The sequence below is a fragment of the Bradyrhizobium sp. SZCCHNR1051 genome, assembly GCF_032489615.1.
Lineage (GTDB): Bacteria > Pseudomonadota > Alphaproteobacteria > Rhizobiales > Xanthobacteraceae > Bradyrhizobium.
Genome location: NZ_JAUEYJ010000028.1, coordinates 30,348 through 48,332 on the forward strand (window position 1 = coordinate 30,348; position 17,985 = coordinate 48,332).

At 66.1% G+C, this 17,985-nt stretch carries 17 protein-coding genes and 1 pseudogene; 13 read left to right on the top strand and 5 right to left on the bottom strand.

From position 1 onward, the window contains the following. Window positions 1–37 precede the first annotated feature (37 nt). From QW868_RS29240 to QW868_RS29265, 6 genes and pseudogenes are all read left to right on the top strand, one after another. Window positions 38–1,642, top strand: a complete 1,605-nt coding sequence (locus QW868_RS29240) for an ABC transporter substrate-binding protein (protein ID WP_316232146.1) — start codon at window positions 38–40, stop codon at window positions 1,640–1,642. A gap of 183 nt (window positions 1,643–1,825) precedes the next feature. Beyond that, window positions 1,826–2,367 (top strand): annotated as a pseudogene (locus QW868_RS29245) (methyl-accepting chemotaxis protein); the annotation flags it as partial. Between the two features lie 219 nt (window positions 2,368–2,586). Next, window positions 2,587–4,278, top strand: a complete 1,692-nt coding sequence (locus QW868_RS29250; protein WP_315798101.1) for a methyl-accepting chemotaxis protein — start codon at window positions 2,587–2,589, stop codon at window positions 4,276–4,278. Between the two features lie 350 nt (window positions 4,279–4,628). After that, complete coding sequence (locus QW868_RS29255; protein WP_316162185.1) at window positions 4,629–5,594, top strand: MBL fold metallo-hydrolase; 966 nt, start codon at window positions 4,629–4,631, stop codon at window positions 5,592–5,594. Window positions 5,595–5,633: 39 nt separating this feature from the next. Continuing rightward, window positions 5,634–6,740 carry a J domain-containing protein gene (locus QW868_RS29260; RefSeq protein WP_316232147.1) on the top strand — a complete coding sequence of 369 codons (1,107 nt, stop codon included), beginning with the start codon at window positions 5,634–5,636 and terminating at the stop codon, window positions 6,738–6,740. A gap of 113 nt (window positions 6,741–6,853) precedes the next feature. Beyond that, the gene (locus tag QW868_RS29265; RefSeq protein ID WP_315737246.1) at window positions 6,854–7,198 is read left to right on the top strand and encodes an antibiotic biosynthesis monooxygenase; all 345 of its coding nucleotides are present in this window, start codon (window positions 6,854–6,856) and stop codon (window positions 7,196–7,198) included. A gap of 15 nt (window positions 7,199–7,213) precedes the next feature. Here QW868_RS29265 and QW868_RS29270 read toward each other — a convergent pair whose 3' ends face one another. Further along, window positions 7,214–8,725: an acetyl-CoA acetyltransferase gene (locus tag QW868_RS29270; RefSeq protein WP_316232148.1), complete on the bottom strand. Its 1,512-nt coding sequence runs from the start codon at window positions 8,723–8,725 to the stop codon at window positions 7,214–7,216. A gap of 134 nt (window positions 8,726–8,859) precedes the next feature. Here QW868_RS29270 and yghU point away from each other — a divergent pair, with 134 nt between their 5' ends. The 3 genes from yghU (at window position 8,860) to QW868_RS29285 (ending at window position 11,659) form a co-directional block, all read left to right on the top strand. Continuing rightward, window positions 8,860–9,780: a glutathione-dependent disulfide-bond oxidoreductase gene (yghU, locus tag QW868_RS29275; RefSeq protein ID WP_409999075.1), complete on the top strand. Its 921-nt coding sequence runs from the start codon at window positions 8,860–8,862 to the stop codon at window positions 9,778–9,780. Window positions 9,781–10,124: 344 nt separating this feature from the next. Beyond that, window positions 10,125–11,324 carry a molybdopterin-dependent oxidoreductase gene (locus QW868_RS29280; protein WP_316232149.1) on the top strand — a complete coding sequence of 400 codons (1,200 nt, stop codon included), beginning with the start codon at window positions 10,125–10,127 and terminating at the stop codon, window positions 11,322–11,324. 11 nt (window positions 11,325–11,335) lie between these two features. After that, window positions 11,336–11,659: a cytochrome c gene (locus tag QW868_RS29285; protein WP_315737250.1), complete on the top strand. Its 324-nt coding sequence runs from the start codon at window positions 11,336–11,338 to the stop codon at window positions 11,657–11,659. A 26-nt stretch (window positions 11,660–11,685) separates the two neighbouring features. Here QW868_RS29285 and QW868_RS29290 read toward each other — a convergent pair whose 3' ends face one another. After that, window positions 11,686–12,297, bottom strand: a complete 612-nt coding sequence (locus tag QW868_RS29290; RefSeq protein ID WP_316232150.1) for a flavin reductase family protein — start codon at window positions 12,295–12,297, stop codon at window positions 11,686–11,688. A gap of 183 nt (window positions 12,298–12,480) precedes the next feature. On the opposite strand from QW868_RS29290, the gene QW868_RS29295 reads away from it, so the two are divergent. After that, window positions 12,481–12,771 (top strand): hypothetical protein, encoded by a 291-nt coding sequence (locus QW868_RS29295; protein ID WP_316232151.1) that lies wholly within the window; start codon window positions 12,481–12,483, stop codon window positions 12,769–12,771. A 77-nt stretch (window positions 12,772–12,848) separates the two neighbouring features. Here the strand turns inward: QW868_RS29295 and QW868_RS29300 are convergent, their stop codons facing one another. Both QW868_RS29300 and QW868_RS29305 read right to left on the bottom strand, forming a co-directional pair. Then, window positions 12,849–13,682 carry an alpha/beta hydrolase gene (locus QW868_RS29300; RefSeq protein WP_316162191.1) on the bottom strand — a complete coding sequence of 278 codons (834 nt, stop codon included), beginning with the start codon at window positions 13,680–13,682 and terminating at the stop codon, window positions 12,849–12,851. 165 nt (window positions 13,683–13,847) lie between these two features. Next, on the bottom strand, window positions 13,848–14,627 hold the full coding sequence (locus tag QW868_RS29305; RefSeq protein WP_315737254.1) for an SDR family oxidoreductase: 780 nt from the start codon (window positions 14,625–14,627) through the stop codon (window positions 13,848–13,850). A 178-nt stretch (window positions 14,628–14,805) separates the two neighbouring features. On the opposite strand from QW868_RS29305, the gene QW868_RS29310 reads away from it, so the two are divergent. From QW868_RS29310 to QW868_RS29320, 3 genes are read left to right on the top strand one after another with little or no spacing between them, the layout of a single operon-like run. Then, the gene (locus tag QW868_RS29310; protein WP_315737255.1) at window positions 14,806–15,600 is read left to right on the top strand and encodes an enoyl-CoA hydratase/isomerase; all 795 of its coding nucleotides are present in this window, start codon (window positions 14,806–14,808) and stop codon (window positions 15,598–15,600) included. Next, a complete protein-coding gene (locus QW868_RS29315) occupies window positions 15,597–16,586 on the top strand; it encodes a phosphotransferase family protein (protein WP_316232152.1) in 990 nt (329 codons plus the stop codon). The genes QW868_RS29310 and QW868_RS29315 overlap by 4 nt, the downstream gene beginning before the upstream one ends. Continuing rightward, window positions 16,586–16,972, top strand: a complete 387-nt coding sequence (locus tag QW868_RS29320; protein ID WP_315779635.1) for a DUF6285 domain-containing protein — start codon at window positions 16,586–16,588, stop codon at window positions 16,970–16,972. The genes QW868_RS29315 and QW868_RS29320 overlap by 1 nt, the downstream gene beginning before the upstream one ends. A 148-nt stretch (window positions 16,973–17,120) precedes the next feature. Here QW868_RS29320 and QW868_RS29325 read toward each other — a convergent pair whose 3' ends face one another. After that, a complete protein-coding gene (locus tag QW868_RS29325) occupies window positions 17,121–17,900 on the bottom strand; it encodes an enoyl-CoA hydratase-related protein (RefSeq protein WP_315737258.1) in 780 nt (259 codons plus the stop codon). Between the last annotated feature and the right edge of the window lie 85 nt (window positions 17,901–17,985).

Consider the following 17,985-nt stretch of genomic DNA (forward strand, 5'->3'; position numbering starts at 1 on the left):
TCCAACCAACGTGTCTCAACGAGTTTGAAGCTCCGCCATGATCACCTTTCTTGACTTCCGGCCCCGCCACGAGGTGGTAAGCCGGATGCGATCGTTCGCGAATTCCTCGGCGATCATCCTCGCCCTCATGTTCACTACATCGATCCATGCAGCGCCCGGCGACAACCTCGCCGTCGTGCGCGACCTCAGTGGCAGGATCGGTCCCGTCATCGGGGGGGCCCTTGCCTGCAGCGATATCCCTCGGCCGCGTATCCAAGCCATCATCGGCAAGTTCCAGGCCGTCATCCGGGAGGCCTCGAACAACGACGGCGATCGAAACGAGCTGACGCGCCAGTTCGACCGCTTCATCGCCGACGGTCGCGCGGCCGTGGCGAGTGGCCGCCAGGACTGCCGACGGGCCGAGCTCCAGCTCGGAGACATCGAGCGATCGATCGGCGCACCGGCAACGGCGGCCGGCGCGCCGCCGGATGCGACGCTCCCGGTCGCTGCGGCTGGCGCGACGAGTGCTGTGCCTGCTCCATCGGTTCGCGGCGTCACGGAGCGTGACATCACGTTCGGCAGCGTCTTGCCGCTGTCGGGAGCGAACAAGGAATCAGGACGTCTGCTCAAGGTCGGTATCGAAGCCGCCTTCAACCACGCCAACGACACCGGCGGGGTCAATGGCCGGATGCTCAAGCTCGCCGTCGCCGATGACGGCTATGATCCGAACCGCACGCTCGATGCCATGAAGCAGCTCTACGAGAAGGAGCGCGTGTTCGGCTTCGTCGGCAGTTTCGGGACCGTGACCGCGGCCGTTGCAATTCCATATTCGCTCGAGCGCCGGATGCTGTTCTTCAGCCCCTACACCGGTGCGAACGTCTCGCGCCACGATCCGCCGGACCGCTACGTCTTCAACTATCGCCCGAGCTATTCGGAAGAAGCCGATGCGCTGGTCCGTTACCTGGTGAAGCTGCGCCGAGTACCGCCGCGCCAGATCGCGCTGTTCGCGCAGGACGATTCGTTCGGGGATGCAGGCTTTGCCGGCGTGGCGAAGGCATTTCGCGTCCTGGGCCTCAGCGACGCTGCGATCCTGCGCGTCAACTACACCCGCAACACCGTGGATGTGGAGCCCGCGATCAACCAGCTCAAGGCACAGAAGGTGCCCGTCCGTGCGGTCATCATGGTCGCGACCTCGCGCGCGGCAGCGAAGTTCATCGAAAAGGCGCGCGACGCGCTTCCCGGCGTCGTCTTCGTCAATGTGTCGGCGGTCGGTGCATCGGCGCTTGCCAACGAGCTCATGCTGCTTGGTTCGCGATACGCCTCCGGGGTCATCGTGACCCAGACCGTTCCCGCCGTCTCCGGCTATTCGAGCGTGGTGCTCGACTACAAGGCCGCGCTGGCGAAGCATTTCCCCGGCGAGCCGCCGGACTACACCTCGCTCGAGGGCTACATCGAGGCGAGCATCCTGATTCAAGCCCTGAAGAAGGCCGGTCCGCAGCTCGATACCGAGCGGTTGATCGATACCCTCGAGTCGATGCGTAACATCGATCTCGGTCTTGGAGCCTTGCTCAACTTCGGCCCCGCCGAACATCAGGCCTCGCACAAGATCTGGGGCACGGCGCTCGACGAGACCGGCGCCTATCAGGCGATCGAGCTGGAGTGACCCGCGGCGCGGGCTAAAAAGGGGGAGCGAGCGCCAGCATGTGCGGCCCATGGCGGCCGCATCGCAAGCGTGAGATGCAGCAGCTCGCAATCATCGAGATGCTGTCGGCGATTTCTTCGGCCATCGGCTGCAGATGCCGTCGGGCGACACCACCCCCTCAGGCGCGAGGTCGGACGTTTCCTGGTCGCGTCGGCCACCGAGGAGCTGTCCTGCTCGGCGACCGAGATCAGCCGCCAGGTGCCGGAATCGGCCCGCATGGCGAGCGAGGCCGTCAACCGGGCGCGGCGGACAAACGACCAGGTGAGCGAGCTGTCCAAGGGCGCCGCGCGGATCGGCGACGTCGTCGAGCTCATCAACACCATCGCCGGCCAGACCAACCTGCTGGTGCTCAAGGCCACCATCGAAGCGGCGCGCGCCGGCGAAGCCGGCCGCGGCTTCGCGGTGGTTGCCACCGAGGTCAAGGCGCTGGCCGGGCAGACCTCGAAGGCGACCGGCGAGATCGGTCAGCGGATTTCCGGCATCCAGAGCGCGACCCAGGAATCGGTCGGCGCCATCAAGGAGATTTCCGGCACCGTCGAGCGGCTCTCATCGAGGTGCAGGGCGGCGCCAATGAAATCGGCTCCGCCTCGTCCGAGGTGTTGTCCGCCGCGCAGGCGCTGTCGTCCGACAGCAACCGGTTGAAGGCCGAAGTCAGCCGATTCCTGGAGACCGTCCGCGCCGCCTGAGCGCGCACGGCCGCCGATGATAAAGGGGCGCGGCTGCGAAAGCCGCGCCCTTTTGCTTTGCCGGCCGGACAACGGCAATCGCCCCTGAATGGGGTCCAGCGATCCGTATTTCAACGGTTGCGGCACTTTATCTTAGGTTAATCGGCGGCTGCGACAATCGATGCATCGTTTGCAGCAAAATTAGCCATGCCGATGCCGGCATGGCTCGAAAGACTCGCCATGCGTAAGAATTTGCCGGTCACCAACGTCGAGTATCCGATCACGGATGACACGCTGATCGTGTCCAAGACCGATACGAAGGGCAAGCTGACCTTCTTCAACCAGGATTTTGTCGACGCGGCCGGCTTCACCGAAGCCGAGCTGATGGGGCAGCCGCACAACATCGTGCGTCATCCCGACATGCCGCCCGAAGCCTTCGACAATCTCTGGACCACGCTCAAGGCCGGCCGTCCCTGGGTCGGCGCGGTCAAGAACCGCCGCAAGAACGGCGACTATTACTGGGTGCTGGCGACGGCGTCGCCGATTTGCAAAGACGGCCAAGTCGTCGGCTACACCTCGGTGCGCACCAAGCTGCCCGCCGACCAGCGCGCGGAGGCCGAGCAGGTCTATGCGGCGATCCGCGAAAAGCGGCCACATGGTTACAAGATCGACGACGGCATCGTCCGCCGCCGCTCGGTGTTCGACCATCTCTCGATGTTCACCGGCTCGATCGCGGCAAGGCTGCGAACGCTGGTCGGATTGCAGACGCTGTTCCTGCTCGTGCTTGGCGTCATCTCGTTCGGGGAGGGCGGGCTCGCCGGAATGACCGCCGTGGCGATTGCTGCCGCTGGTGTCGTGCTGTGTGGTCTGGTCGGGCTGCGTACGATGAACGTGATCGTGGCGCCGCTCGATCATCTGAACGAGACGATGGAGAGCATCACCCAGGGCACGCTCGACACCCGCATGCGCATCGAGCGCGACGACGAGATCGGCCGCGCCTTGCGTAACCTGCAGACCGTTCAGACGATGGTGCGGTTCAACGACAGGGAGCTCGGAGAGCAGGAGCGGCGCGCAGCCGCCGCGCGCAAGCGGGAGATGTCGGAGCTCGCCAACGGTTTCGAAGGCGCCATCGGCAACATCGTCAATACGGTGTCCTCGGCCTCCAGCGAGCTCGAGAGCTCGGCCAACTCGCTGTCGAGCACCGCCGTGCGGGGGCAGGAGCTTTCCACCACTGTTGCCGCGGCCTCCGAAGAGGCGTCGGCCAATGTTCAGGCCGTGGCGTCGGCGACCGAGGAGCTCACCTCGTCGGTCCGTGAGATCAGCCGCCAGGTGCAGGAGTCCGCGCGCATCGCCTCCGATGCGGTCGAGCAGGCGCGCCGCACCAATGATCGTGTCGGCGAGCTGTCGAAGGCGGCGACCCGCATTGGCGACGTCGTCGAGCTGATCAACACGATCGCCGGGCAGACCAATCTGCTGGCGCTCAATGCCACCATCGAGGCCGCGCGGGCGGGCGAGGCTGGCCGCGGCTTTGCCGTCGTCGCCTCCGAGGTCAAGGCGCTGGCCGAGCAGACTGCAAAGGCGACCGGCGAGATCGGCCAACAGATTTCCGGTATCCAGGGGGCCACGCAGGAGTCGGTCGGCGCCATCAGGGAGATCTCGACGACGATCGAGCGGCTGTCGGAGATCGCCGCGACGGTGGCGGCCGCGGTCGAGGAGCAGGGCGCAGCGACCGCCGAGATCTCGCGCAACATCCAGCACGCCGCCGCGGGTACACAGCAGGTGTCCGCCAACATCACCAACGTCCAGCGCGGCGCCAGCGAGACCGGCGACACCTCGGGGCAGGTGCTCAGCGCCGCGCGCCAGCTCTCCGGTGATAGCGAGCGTCTCAAGCAGGAGGTCGGCCGCTTCCTGCAATCGGTTCGCGCCGCCTGATCCGCGACATGGCGAAGCCGGCGACAGCGGCCGAGATTGCCCGCTGTCGCGTCCGATAGTCGAACGACACAGCCCCGACCGATAGCCGCGGGCACAGCCGATGACGCCGCGGCGAACCACGTCGACGTGGACGCTCATGCGTGCGCCGTTCGTCAGGCGGCGCCCCGCTCGACCGGATCATCCCCCACCGTTGCAGACTCCCCACACCTGACGCCCCGGCCAGAAAGGCCGTTGTGGCGCCATAATCCCGCTAAGGTGCAGAGATTAACTTGTGTTAGATATTTATTCAACCAGCGGTACATTTAGTGGCAGGCAATGTGATTGCGAGCAGACCTTCGCGCAGGACCCTGGTGCTAACGGCCGCGACGGCCGCGGTCGCCTTGGGTCTCGATGCGGGGCTTGCCGTGGTTGCCGCCAAGCCGCGCCGCCGCACTGAGGATCCCGCGCACGGCTATCGCCGGATCACGATCGGCGAGGCGGAGGTGATCGCCCTCTACGACGGTGTGTGGGAAAAGCCGCACGAGGCCGGCTTCATCGGCAATGCCAGCATCAGCGACGTGAAGGAAGCACTGCGCGCTGCGGGTCTGAGCCCCGCCTTCGTCCCGGTCCCGATCTCCACCTTCGTGGTGCGGCTGAAGGGCAAGACCGTGCTGTGCGATGCCGGCGGCGGCGGTCAGGTCCAGGGCTACAATTCCGACTCGATCTTCATTTCGGGCCGCCTGCTGGACAATCTGAAAGCAGCCGGCATTCGCCCGGAGGACATCGACACCATCCTGATCTCGCACTTCCATCCCGATCATATTTTCGGACTGCTCGGCGAGGACACCAACGCGCCGGTGTTTCCCTCCGCCGAGATCATCGTGGCTGCGGCCGAATACAAATTCTGGACCGATGCATCTCTGACCAGCCGGCTGCCGCCGTGGCGGCAGTCGCTGGCGCGCCGCATCCAGAGCGTGATCCCGGGCTGGAAGAACGTGCTGCCGGTCGAGGGCGAGGACGAGGTGGTGCCCGGCATCCGCTTCGTCAGCGTCCCCGGTCATACGCCGGGGCACACCGCGTTTCATCTCAGCTCCGGAGCGGAGCAACTGATGATCTCGGGCGACACCGCCTATGTGCCGGCGTTGTGCCTGCGCCATCCCGAATGGCACGGCGCCTATGACCAGGACGGCGCGGCTGCCGAGGTCAGCCGGCGCAGATTGCTCGATCGTATCGTTGCAGAAAAGATGTTGGTTTGTGGATCTCATTTTCCGTGGGCCGCGTTCGGTCGGCTCACCCGCGATGGCGCCCATTATGCGCTCGACCTGCTCCCCGCGTGATCCCGAACCGGCCTCGGAAGAGAGGCTCGGGATCGCGCCATGACGACGCATTATGAGGTGCTCGGCGTATCGCCGCGGGCCGATCTCGACACGATCAAGCGGGCGTTCCGCCAGGCCGCCAAGGCGCACCATCCCGACCTCCGGGGCGGCGCCGATCCGGCGTCGGAGCACCAGCTCAAGTTGATCATCGTCGCCTACAACGTGCTGCGCGACCCTGACCTGCGCGCCGAATACGACGCCCATCTTGCTTCTGAGCGCGACCGCGTCCGCCGCGAACGCTGGGACGCCATCCTGCAGTTCACCGCGGCGACCGCCGTGCTCAGCGCGATCCTGATCGGCCTCGAGATTCTGCTCTTGCCCTCCGCCGGTGATTGGATGAGCAGGCCGGCGACGCGCTCGATCGTGACACCGTCGCCGCAGGCCCGATCGGGGCCGCAGCGCAAGGTCGCAGGTGAGACCGTCCCGGCGCCTGCCGTCCAGGACGCGACCGGAGCCGTGCTGCCGGTGCCGCCTCCGGAGGCGGAGGCCCCCGCGCTGTCTCCGCCGGCAGAGCCTAGAGCCGCAGAGCAGGTCGTCCCGGCTGCACCGACGACCGCCGCATCCTTCCTGAAGCGGGGGATGGACCGCAGCCGGCAGGGCGATCTCGAGCGCGCTGTCGCCGATTTCGACGAAGCGATCCGGCTCGCGCCCCGCAATGCCGATCTCTATCGCTATCGCGCCAGGGATCTGGTCCGCATGGGCCGCATCGACCGCGCGCTTGGCGATTTTGAGCGGGCGATCCGGCTGGATCCGAACGACCCGGTGCTGTTTCACGATCGTGGCCTCGCGCTTCAGCGCAAGGGCGATCTCGACGAGGCCCTCGTCGATCTCGACCACGCCGTGCGCATGGGCTTCAGCGATGCCGGAATGTACAGCGACCGTGGCGCGGTATGGCTGGCGAAGGGGCGCTACGACCGCGCGCTCGCCGACTTCAACCAGGCCCTCAAGCTGGATCCGGAATTGGCGATCGCGGCCGCACGGCGGGATGAGGCCCTCGCGCGCAGGCGCGACCGGCAATTGGCGGGCGACAACAGCGCGCCTCCGGCGGCTGCGGAGACCACGGGCACGGTGCCTGCCGACGTGAAGCCCCGGCGTAGCGGTCGCTGAGCGCCGGACCGTGATCTGCGCTCCGACATCCGGGACGCGGTGAGCAGCGTTGTGCTCACACCCGTCGGCGCGACCGTTCCATTGCGCGGCGGTCTGCGATCCAGGAGCGCGCCATGAGCGTTTACGTTTCCGTCACCGGCTTCCGCCCGCATCGCGGCCTCAATCGGCTGGCGCGATTCTGGTGGCACACGTTGCGCGCCGTCCGCCAGGCGCGTGCGGCTCCCGGGAATCTGCGCGTCGAGCTTCGTCCGGTGAATGGCATCTATCATACGCTGACGGTCTGGACCGACGAAGCCAGCATGCGCGCCTATGTCAGAAGCGGCGCGCACCGCCGCGCCATGATCGGCTTCCGCGACCTCGGCGGCGGCAGGACGCTCGGCTTCGTGGCGGACAGCGATCCTGATCCTGATTGGGACACGGCCTATGCGCGCTGGCAGCGTGACGCCCGGGAGGTGTGAGGCAACGGAAGCGAACTAATTCGTCCGCCACTCCGGCACACCATCGGCGGCCATCGTGATCGTGCCGAGCGCGCCGACCGGCGTCCTGTCCTGATCCATCAGCCGCGCCAGCGTGGCTGCGTCCTGCGCCGGAACGCGCGCCAACGTGCGCGTGTCCTGCTCGGTGCGCAGCATCGCAACGCCATGCTCGACCTCGCCGTTGCGATCAAACAGCACGGTGAAGCTTTCGACCCGGCCACCGCCGCCGGCTTCGCTGACGAACGCCGGCGCGGCGGCGCGATGCCGATCGGCCTCGGCCTGCACGCTCACCTCCTGTGACAGGGACGACGGCGGCTCGCGCGAGATCACCAGCGCATGATGCTTGGTGACGAAGCCGCCCTGGCCGTACAGCAGGCCGCGCCTGGCGCCGCCGCGCAGCCGCCGCACCATCGCGCAGGCGGCGTGCGTCATGTAGGTGTTGAGCGGCGCGCCGAAGAAGGTCAGCCCGCCGGTCACGGTCGGCTCCACGTCGGCGCCGAGGCCGAGGATCCGCCGTGCCATCTTCGGCACGCAGGGAAAGCAGCTGTAGAGCTCGATGACGTCGAACGCCGCGCCGTTGCCGCCGACGATGTTCATCGCGGCCCGCAACACGGCGTTCTGCGGATGACTCTCGGCGAACTGATCGCGGGTGAGGTAGTCGCGCGGATCCTCGGCCGCTGCGCCGCCGAGCGGATAGATCATGCGGCTGTCGGCAATGCCCGCCGCACGCGCCTTTGCCAGGCTGGTCAGGATCAGCGCCGCCCCCATGTTGACCATGGGATTGGCGACCATCAGCTTGGTGTAGGGCCAGGCGATCGGGCGGTTGTCGGCTGACGGAGTCGTGATCTCCTCGGGCGCGAAGTGCCGCTTCAGCCAGGCGTTGGGATTGTAGGCGGCGACCGCGGAAAAGCGCGACCACAGCTCGCCGGATTCCGCGAGCGCCTGCCGCGGCGTCTGGCCCCATTTGGCCGCGCTCGCGACCTCGTAGAACGGATAGACCGAGACCGGGCGGAATACGCCGAGCTTCACCGCCAGCGGCTTCTGGAACGCGGCGCCGCGCTTCGGCTCCTCGACGTCGTGGGCGAACGGCGTCCACGGCAAGGGCACGCCGGCGCGGTCGGCCTTGGTCGCGGTCGATTGCGCCTCGGCGCCGCAGACCACGGCGACCTCGCATTCGCCGCGCGCGATGCGCAAGGCGGCCTCGTGCAGAAAGCGGATCGGGCTCTCGCCGCCGACCGGACCATAATGGCAGTGCGCCGGCGTCACGCCGAGCCGCTGCGCGAGAAGCTGCTCGGGATCGCGGTAGCGCCAGCTCAGGAAGTTGACGACGTCGAGCGAGCCGATGTCGTGGATGAGCTTGGCGCCCGCGTCATTTTCCGCACGGCGGATCGCCTGTTCGAGCAGCGTCAGCGGCTCGAGACCGTCGCCGATATCCTTGGGACGATCGACGATCTCGCCCACGCCGACGATCACGGGAATGCGGTCGGGGGGCAGGGTACTTGCAGTCATCGGCGTTTCCAAGAGCCGGCCCGTGACGGACCGTCATTGTTATCTTGTCTCCGTTCTGTCATCGCAGGTTCGACCGCGCAATGCAGAAAATGCTGATGGCGCCCGCGCGCAGCATGGCTTCCGCTTCACGGCAGATGCGCCTAAAACGCTCGCTCCTGACGCTCACGCCGGAGTCTGCCGTGTCTGAACAGAACAGCTATGTGCCGCCCAAGGTCTGGACCTGGAACAAGGCCAGCGGCGGCCGCTTCGCCAACATCAACCGGCCGATCGCAGGTCCGACGCACGAGAAGGAATTGCCTGTCGGCCGTCATCCCTTGCAGCTTTATTCTCTGGGAACGCCCAACGGTGTGAAGGTCACAGTGATGCTCGAGGAGCTGCTGGCGCTCGGCCACAGCGGCGCCGAATACGACGCCTGGCTGATCCGGATCGGCGAGGGCGATCAGTTCGGTTCGGGCTTCGTCGCCATCAATCCCAATTCCAAGATCCCGGCGCTGCTGGATCGCAGCGGGACCGAACCGATCCGCGTATTCGAGTCCGGCGCGATCCTGGTGTATCTGGCCGAGAAGTTCGGCGCCTTCCTGCCGACCGAGCCGGCCAAGCGCGCCGAATGCCTGTCCTGGCTGTTCTGGCAGATGGGAGCTGCGCCCTATCTCGGCGGCGGCTTCGGCCACTTCTATGCCTATGCGCCGACCAAGATCGAGTATGCCATCGACCGCTTCGCGATGGAGGTGAAGCGCCAGCTCGACGTACTCGACCGCCGTCTCGCCGAAAGCGAGTATCTCGCCGGCCCCGACTACACCATCGCCGACATCGCGGTGTGGCCGTGGTACGGCGCGCTCGCCAAGGGCCTGCTCTATGAAGGCGGCGAGTTCCTCTCGGTGCAGGACTACAGGAATGTTCAGCGCTGGACCGACCAGATCGCGCAGCGCGCCCCTGTGAAGCGCGGCCGCATGGTCAACCGCGTCTCCGGCGATCCAAAGAGCCAGCTCCACGAGCGCCACGACGCCAGCGACTTCGACACCAGGACACAGGACAAGATCGGGCAGGGCACGTAGTTGCGCGTGTAGGGTGCGCAAAGGCGCGGCGAGCTCATCGCGGCGTGCAACGACTGTGGAGTGCGCCGTGCCCAACGTCGTCCCTCGCCGGCGCCGTCGGTGGGCACACGCCGCCTGACGGCCCCGCTTGCCCGCCCTGCGGTTCGATGCACGATTGCTCTTGTTGCACGTGCGAAGTCTCGTCCGTTGCCGCGCTGCGATGCCATGATTGCGGACGTTCACGGCTTTTCTCGCAGTGAGAGAATGTGCAACGATCAATTCGCAGCGGCCGTGCATGCCGCCAGATTGATGAGAGCCGGCGGTGATGACCGCGGGTTCAAAACGACCACTCCGGAGGGAGTTGCATGATCGACAGACGTGATCTGCTCAAGGGAGCGGGGATGGCTGCTTTGCTGGGCAGCTTCGGCACGACCCGTGCGCTGGCCGAGGAGACGGTGACGTTGCCCTTCGCCAATGGCGAGCGCCCGCTGGTGAAATATCCGCAGAAGCGACCGATGATCGGTCTGACCAGCCGGCCGCCGCAACTCGAAACGCCATTCGGGGTGTTCAATGACGGCGTGATCACGCCGAACAATGCCTTCTTCGTCCGCTATCATCTGGCGGGCCTGCCTTACGATCTCGATCCGGACAAGTTCACGCTCGCGATCAGGGGAAAGGTCGACAAGCCGCTCAAGCTGTCGCTCAAGGACATCCGCAAGATGAAGGCGACCGAGATCGTCGCCGTCAACCAATGCTCCGGCAACAGCCGCGGCTTCTTCGAGCCGCGCGTCGCAGGCGGCCAGCTTGGCAATGGCGCCATGGGCAATGCGCGCTGGCGTGGCGTGCCGCTCAAGACCGTGCTCGACATGGCGGGTGTTCAAGCCGGCGCCAGGCAGGTCACCTTCGGCGGCATGGACGGCCCGGTGATCGACAAGACGCCGGATTTCGTCAAGGCGCTCGACCTCGATCACGCCATGGATGGCGAGGTGATGCTGGCCTACGGCATGAACGGCGAGGATCTGCCGTTCCTGAACGGCTTTCCGCTGCGCCTGATCGTGCCCGGCTACTACGGCACCTACTGGGTCAAGCACCTCAACGAGATCACTGTCATCGACAACGTCTTTGACGGCTTCTGGATGAAATCGGCCTATCGAATTCCGGACACGCCGAACAATGCCGTCGAGCCCGGAACCACGCCGAAAGCGACGATCCCGATCAACCGCTTCACGGTCCGCTCGTTCATCACCAGCCTGGCCGATGGCGCAAAGCTCAAGGCGGGCAGGGCAATGCTGCGCGGCCTCGCATTCGACGGTGGAACGGGAATCAAGCAGGTCGCGGTCTCGACCGACGGCGGCAAGACCTGGACCGACGCCAAGCTCGGCAAGGATCTCGGGAAATATTCCTTCCGCGAGTGGAAGCTGCCGGTGAAGCTGGCCGCGGGGTCCCACGATCTCAAGGTGCGTGCCACGAGCAATTCCGGCGAGACCCAGCCGGAGACGCTGCGCTGGAATCCGGCCGGCTATCTGCGCAACGTCGTCGAAACCGTCCGCGTCACGGCGGCCTGAGGAGCATCACCATGCGTCGGACGCCTTTCCTCATCGCCACCCTGGCCGTCGGACTTGGCTGCCTGGCGGGCCGCCCCATCTCGCTCACGGCAGCCCCGGTCAACTATCAGGTTCCGCAGGAGACGGCGGCCTTCAAGCCGGGGCCCGATCTCGCCGTCGTGCAGGGCAATTGCACGGCCTGTCACTCCTCCGACTACATCAGGACCCAGCCGCCGATGCAGAACAGGAAGGAGTTCTGGCAGGCCGAAGTCACCAAGATGATCAAGGTCTATGGCGCCCCGATCGACGCGGCCGATGTCGGCAAGATCGTCGACTATCTCGCCGCGACCTACTGACTGCCCGTGCCGGCGGCCGGGAGCGCTCAGGCGGCGCCCTTCGCCGGCGGGAAATCCATCCGGTCATTGGTGCAGCAATAGCGGTCGGCGAACATGCGCCCGACAGGATGGAACAGCTCCATCTCGACCCGCATCTTCTCGGTGTCCCACAATTCGTCGCGGATGTGGAAAGCGAGGCCTTCGCCGAGCACCAGCACGCGATCGCCATTGACGTCGATGAGCTGCCAGGTCTTGCACTCCATCGCGAACGGTGCCTCCGCCAACCGCGGAACGCCGATCATCCGCGACGGTGTAAGCTTGAGCCCGAGGTGATCCGGCTCGCCGATCTCAGGTGGAAAGTCGCCGCCGGTCTCGTGCATCGCCTGCGCCAGCGGCTCGTCGGTGATGTGGACGACGAACTCGCCGCCGCGGCGGATGTTGACGAGGGTGTCCTTGACCCGCCCATCGGGCCGCAGGTTGATCGCGAACACGCACAGCGGCGGGTCCTCGCCGAGCACGTTGAAGAACGAGAATGGCGCGGCGTTGACGATCCCGGTCTCGCTTCTCGTCGTCACCCAGGCGATCGGCCGCGGCAGCACGAAGGAGGTCAGAATCTTGTAGCGCTCGCGCGGGCTGAGATCGGTGGAGAGGTATTCCATCTAGAGGCCTCTGGTGCGTCGGTTCCCCGACCGTAGTGGGCTGTGACGCGATGCGGAAGCCAATAAAGCGGGCAGGGGTTGCGCACATCAGCGCCGTCTTCGCGGAAATTCGATGTTCCCGGGAACGGCTCCGCCAGCGCTACGTTCGGACAGCACACGGCAACGACAAATGGAGGTCGCGCCATGAAACCAATGATCAGTCTGATTGCTTGCGCATTCGTCGTCTCGGCCACGTCCGCGCTGGCGCAGGGCAGCCCACAGACCACGCCGCCGCCGAGTGCGCAGAATTCCGGAGCGGGCATCCAGGGCGCGCCAGGCAACAAGAACGGACCGGGCACTGAGACGGGAAGCGGCACGGTGGGCTCGTCCACGATCAACCGCCATAGTCCGGACGTCAGCGCGCAGGACCCGTCGAACATCAAGGGCATGCCGGGGAACAAGAGCGGCCCGCCGGCCAAGAAACCGCAGGACTGACGTCTGCGATGGCGGCTGCGCGATTGCGCGGCCGCCCTTCGCATTTCGCCGGTCGTGCCGTCGCGCTGATTGCCAGATCAGGGAAGGGCGGCTGCCCCGTTGGTCACGATCAGATTGTCGGTATCTGCCGGGGCCAGCTCGCTCGTTGCATCGCCGCCGAGATATTTGTCGAGCGTCGCCTGGATCCGTTCCCGCGCCGTGTAGGGGCCACGGTCGCTCATCCAGGTGTGCTGGAACTCGGTCTTGATGATGTCGATGCCGCTCTTCCTGTCGACATGCGTCGGCACCACGCCGGGGTCGGTCTTGAACTGCGGATCATCCGAGCGGAACGACAGGATCTTGAGCTTGTCCCTGATGACGAAAGGCACGCGCAGATTGTCGAGCGTCACCACCTGCGAGACGATGTTCGGATGCTCCTTGGCGAAATACATCGCGGTGTCGCCGCCATTGGAGTGGCCGACCAGGGTCAGGTGATCGTAGTCGGCATTCGGATGACGCTTCTTCATCTCGTTCAGCACGCAGAGGATGTTGGCCTCGCCCTTCTGGTAGACGTCGAGCCGGCCGACATATGGCATCCCGACCTTGGTGACGAGCGGCGGATCGGTCGGCAGGTCCTGCTGGACGCTGGCGACGAGGTACCCGCGCGCGGCGAACACGTTCGCGAGGAACGAGTACTCGGTGTTCTTGACCGTGTTGCCGTTGCTGATGATGGCCACGGGCAGCCGCCACAGCCCGGCATTGGCCTTCATCTCGTAGTCCTTGCGCACCGCGACATCGACATTGATCGACCGCTGCCGCGCGGCATCGAAGAACTCGCGGCTCTCGTGCTGGATGCCCCACTTTGCCATCGCAAAGTAGCCGGCCACAGCCAGGGCAGACACACAGGCCAAAACCGTCATACCGCGCTTCATGGCATCCTTCCTGGGAATTCTCTCCGTTATGTGATGGATGACAACGCCGGCGTCACGGGGGCGTGGCAGCCAGAGGCGGATTAAATTTCGGAAATCTTGGAGCGCAGCACGGAACGATCCCCGTCTGGTGAGCCGGCGCACCGGCTCACCACCCGCTGCGAGGGATCAGAATGCGGTATAGCCGCCGTCGATCACGAAGCAGTCGGCGGTGTGATAGGAGGACGCCTTGCTCATGAGGTAGACGGCGATGCCGCCGAAATCCGACGGCTCGCCGAAGCGGCGCACCGGGATACGCGGCATGACGTTGGCGACGAACTTCTCGTTGCCCATGATGCCCGCGGTCATGTCGCTCTTGATCCAGCCAGGCAGGATGGCATTCGCGGTGACGCCATAGCGCGCCAGCTCCACCGCGAGCGCGCGGCACAGCGCATTCAGCGCGGCTTTGGTCCCGGCATAGTGCTCGTTGCGCGCGGTGCCGAACAGCGAGGCCAGGCTCGAGGTGGCAACCAGCCGGCCGAACGCGTCACCGGCTTCGGCGCGCGCGGTCATGTGCCTCGCGGCAGCCTGGAACGCATGGAACACGCCGTCGAGATTGGTTGCGAACATCGTGCGCCATTCCTCCTCGCTGCGCTCGATGAACGGCTTGCGGCCACCGCCGCCGATGCCGGCATTGGCAAAGCAGCCGTCGACCCGACCGAACGTGTCGAGCGTGGCCTTCATCGCCTCGTTGACGGAAGCGGCGCTGGTCACGTCGCAGATACGGGTGTCGACCTTGCCGGGCCCGGCGGCCATCGACGCCGCAGCCGCCTTGTTCTTCTCGGCGTTGCGGCCCCAGATCGAGACGTTGCAGCCACTGGACGCAAGTGCCTGGGCAATACCGAGGCCTATGCCTCCATTGCCGCCGGTGACGACGGCCACACGGCCGGTGAGGTCGAACATGGTCATGGGGTTCTCTCGGGCGTTTCCGTGATGATGTGAGCGCGCTACGCGTCGCTTCGGTTATTTGGATGATGCAACCATGGACAAGCGAAGCGCAAAAATCAAATATGCTGACCGAACCGGGCTGCGCTTCGAATTTCCGCCGCGAAGAATGTAGCGACCGAAAAGCTCTTGAGAGGAAACCATGCAGTACAAGCACGTCACGCTCGATTTCGACGGGCCCGTCGCCATCCTCACGCTCGACCATCAGGAGGTGATGAACGCGGTCTCGATCGACATGCTCGGCGGGTTGGCCGAAGCGCTCGACGAGATCGAGGAGAAGAAGGCTGCGGTGCGCTGCCTCGTCGTGACGGGCGCCGGCCGCGCGTTCTGCACCGGCGCCAACCTGCAGGGCCGCAATGCGCAGGCCAAGCCCGGCCGCAGCAATGCCGGCGCCGCGCTCGAGACCGCCTTCCATCCGTTCCTGCGCCGCTTGCGCAATCTGCATTGCCCGATCGTGACCTCGGTGAATGGCCCGGCCGCCGGCGCCGGCATGAGCTTCGCACTGATGGGCGACATGATCCTGTGCGCGAAGTCCGCCTACTTTCTGCAGGCCTTCCGCCGCATCGGACTGGTGCCTGATTGCGGCTCGACCTGGCTGTTGCCGCGCCTCGTCGGCAAGGCCCGCGCGATCGAGCTGTCGCTGCTGGGCGAGAAGCTGCCGGCCGAGACGGCGCTGCAATGGGGCCTCGTCAACCGCGTCTATGACGATGCGGTCCTGAAGGAGGAGACGATGAAGCTCGCGCACGAGCTCGCCAACGGGCCGACGGTGGCGCTGGCGCAGATCCGCCAGCTGTACTGGGACAGCCCGGAGAACTCTTTCGAGGAGCAGCTCAACGCGGAATTTCAGTCGCAGCGCGTCGCAGGCAGCACTTCGGATTTCAAGGAAGGCGTCACCGCGTTCCTCGAAAAGCGCCCGGCCAAGTTCAAGGGCCAATGATCGAGACCGAGCTGTCCCGCTGCGTCGCCTCGTTCATGCCGGGGGCGACCGGTGTGAGCGGCGCCGCAAGACTCTCCGGCGGCGCCAGCCAGGAGACATGGCGCTTCGACATCGTCCATCCCGTCAGTGAGGTCGGCGCCATTCTGCGTCGCTCGCCGAAGGGCTACGGCGCCGCGCCCGGGCGTGCCGCCGGGCTCGACAACGAGGCGGCGCTGATGCGGCTCGCTTATGCCGCCGGCGTGCCGTCGCCCGAGGTCCTGCACGTGCTGCGGCCGGAGGACGATCTCGGCGCCGGTTTCATCATGCGCCGCGTCGAGGGCGAGACCATCGCGCGCAAGATCCTGCGTGATGCCGAATTCGCCGAGGCGAGGCCGCGCCTCGCGCGCCAGCTGGGCGGCATCGCCGCCGGCATCCACGGGATTCGACGCGAGACGCTACCCGCGTTGCGCGGGATGACCGCGACCAAGGAGATCGCGGAGCTCGCACGGGAATATCAAAGCTTCGACTGGCCGCGCCCGGTGTTCGATCTGGCCCTGCGCTGGCTGTCGCAGAACGATCCCGGTCCCCCGGCCGAGATCACGCTGGTGCACGGTGATTTCCGCAACGGCAATCTCATCATCGGCCGCGATGGCGTGCGCGCCGTGCTCGACTGGGAGCTCGCCCATCTCGGCGATCCCATGGAGGATCTCGGCTGGATCTGCGTCAACTCCTGGCGCTTCGGCGAAATCGACAAGCCCGTCGGTGGCTTCGGCTCCCGCGAGGAGCTGTTCGCCGGTTATGAGTCTGCAGGGCGCAAGGTCGATCCTGACAGGGTGAAATTCTGGGAAGTGATGGGCACGTTGCGCTGGGGCGTGATGTGCTGCGGCATGATGCAGCGTTTTCGCATCGGTCCCGACCATTCGATGGAGCGCGCCATGATCGGCCGCCGCGCGTCGGAGACCGAGATCGATCTGTTGCGATTGCTTGCGCCGAGGGGAGAGGGCTGATGCAGGACGAGCCGACGCCGACCGAGCTGGTGCAATCCGTCGCCGACTTCCTGCGCAACGATATCGCGCCGCTGATCTCGGGGCACGAGGCGTTCAAGCTGCGCGTGGGCATCAACGCGCTCGACCTCGTGGTGCGACAGCTGACACAGGCGGCTGCGGCAGATGAGGCGGAGCATGCGCGGTTGAGAGAATTGCTGGGACAGGATGGTGATTTACTCGAACTCAATCGAGCGCTCACGGCTCAGATCGCCAGCGGCGCCGTTGGTCTCCAGACACCGGGCCTGAAGCAGCACCTCTGGCGGACCACTCTCGCCAAGCTCGCCGTCGATCAGCCGAACTACGCGTCCTACAAGCGCGAAGCTGGGAGGAGCACCGATGGCTCCTAACCCACCGGCGTCATGCCCGGGTTTGACCCGGGCATCCATCTCTTCACGAGTCTGCTGCGGGACGTGGATGGCCGGGTCAAGCCCGGCCATGACGGAGCGGAGACAACCCGGCGCGATCAGGCCCAGAGCATGCGAAGTATCGGATAACTCACCGCCCGAGCCACCTCGGCGGCCGCTTCTCCGAGAACGCCTTCGGTCCCTCGATGTAGTCCTGCGAATGGATCATCGCCTGCACCGCCGGGTAGTCGCGCTGCTCGGTGATGGCCTGCTCCAGCGAGACCGCAAGGCCCTTCTCGATCGCCTGCTTGGAGGCGCGGATCGACATCGGCGAGTTCTTGGCGATCGTCTCGGCCCATCGCTCCGCCGCCGCCAGCGCCTCGCCTTGCGGCACCACCTCATTGACGAAGCCGAGCTCATGGCCTTCGCGGGCGCCGACATGTCGACCGGTGAGGATCATGCCCATCGCGCGCTTCATGCCGATCTGGCGCGGCAGCCGCTGCAGGCCGCCGGCGAGCGCGGCGAGGCCGACGCGCGGCTCGGGCAACGCGAAGGTCGCATTCTCGGAGGCGATGATCAGGTCGCAGGCGAGCGCGATCTCGAAGCCGCCGCCCATTGCGACGCCGTTGACGGCGGCGATGATCGGCTTGTCGCAATCGAAGCGGGAGGTGAGCCCCGCGAAGCCGCTCTTACCCCAACCGCGGGCGCCGCCGGCCGCCTGCCATTTCAGGTCGTTGCCGGCGCAGAACGCCTTGTCGCCCTCACCGGTGACGATCGCGACCCACTGCTCGGGATCGGCGGCGAAGGCGTCGAACACGCGCTCGAGTTCATGATGCGCCTCGATGTGCAGGGCGTTGTAGACCTCGGGGCGCGCCAGGGTGACGATCGTGATCGGCCCCTTGCGCGTCACTCTCGAAAACTTCAGCTCCATCGGCTGTTCCTCCTGTCTTCTGATTGGCTGTCGCGCATCAGCTTAGCGCCTGCGCAGGTGTTGCAGTCATCCAAATACGCAACGG

Excerpts from the sequence above, each read along its gene's own strand:
- QW868_RS29315 (WP_316232152.1), top strand. The coding sequence starts at position 15,597 with ATGATCGAGACCGAGCTGTCCCGCTGCGTCGCCTCGTTCATGCCGGGG.
- QW868_RS29280 (WP_316232149.1), top strand. The coding sequence starts at position 10,125 with ATGATCGACAGACGTGATCTGCTCAAGGGAGCGGGGATGGCTGCTTTG.
- QW868_RS29295 (WP_316232151.1), top strand. The coding sequence starts at position 12,481 with ATGAAACCAATGATCAGTCTGATTGCTTGCGCATTCGTCGTCTCGGCC.
- yghU (WP_409999075.1), top strand. The coding sequence starts at position 8,860 with ATGCGCCTAAAACGCTCGCTCCTGACGCTCACGCCGGAGTCTGCCGTG.
- QW868_RS29265 (WP_315737246.1), top strand. The coding sequence starts at position 6,854 with ATGAGCGTTTACGTTTCCGTCACCGGCTTCCGCCCGCATCGCGGCCTC.
- QW868_RS29240 (WP_316232146.1), top strand. The coding sequence starts at position 38 with ATGATCACCTTTCTTGACTTCCGGCCCCGCCACGAGGTGGTAAGCCGG.
- QW868_RS29250 (WP_315798101.1), top strand. The coding sequence starts at position 2,587 with ATGCGTAAGAATTTGCCGGTCACCAACGTCGAGTATCCGATCACGGAT.
- QW868_RS29305 (WP_315737254.1), bottom strand. The coding sequence starts at position 14,627 with ATGACCATGTTCGACCTCACCGGCCGTGTGGCCGTCGTCACCGGCGGC.
- QW868_RS29300 (WP_316162191.1), bottom strand. The coding sequence starts at position 13,682 with ATGAAGCGCGGTATGACGGTTTTGGCCTGTGTGTCTGCCCTGGCTGTG.
- QW868_RS29325 (WP_315737258.1), bottom strand. The coding sequence starts at position 17,900 with ATGGAGCTGAAGTTTTCGAGAGTGACGCGCAAGGGGCCGATCACGATC.
- QW868_RS29260 (WP_316232147.1), top strand. The coding sequence starts at position 5,634 with ATGACGACGCATTATGAGGTGCTCGGCGTATCGCCGCGGGCCGATCTC.
- QW868_RS29270 (WP_316232148.1), bottom strand. The coding sequence starts at position 8,725 with ATGACTGCAAGTACCCTGCCCCCCGACCGCATTCCCGTGATCGTCGGC.
- QW868_RS29320 (WP_315779635.1), top strand. The coding sequence starts at position 16,586 with ATGCAGGACGAGCCGACGCCGACCGAGCTGGTGCAATCCGTCGCCGAC.
- QW868_RS29285 (WP_315737250.1), top strand. The coding sequence starts at position 11,336 with ATGCGTCGGACGCCTTTCCTCATCGCCACCCTGGCCGTCGGACTTGGC.
- QW868_RS29290 (WP_316232150.1), bottom strand. The coding sequence starts at position 12,297 with ATGGAATACCTCTCCACCGATCTCAGCCCGCGCGAGCGCTACAAGATT.
- QW868_RS29310 (WP_315737255.1), top strand. The coding sequence starts at position 14,806 with ATGCAGTACAAGCACGTCACGCTCGATTTCGACGGGCCCGTCGCCATC.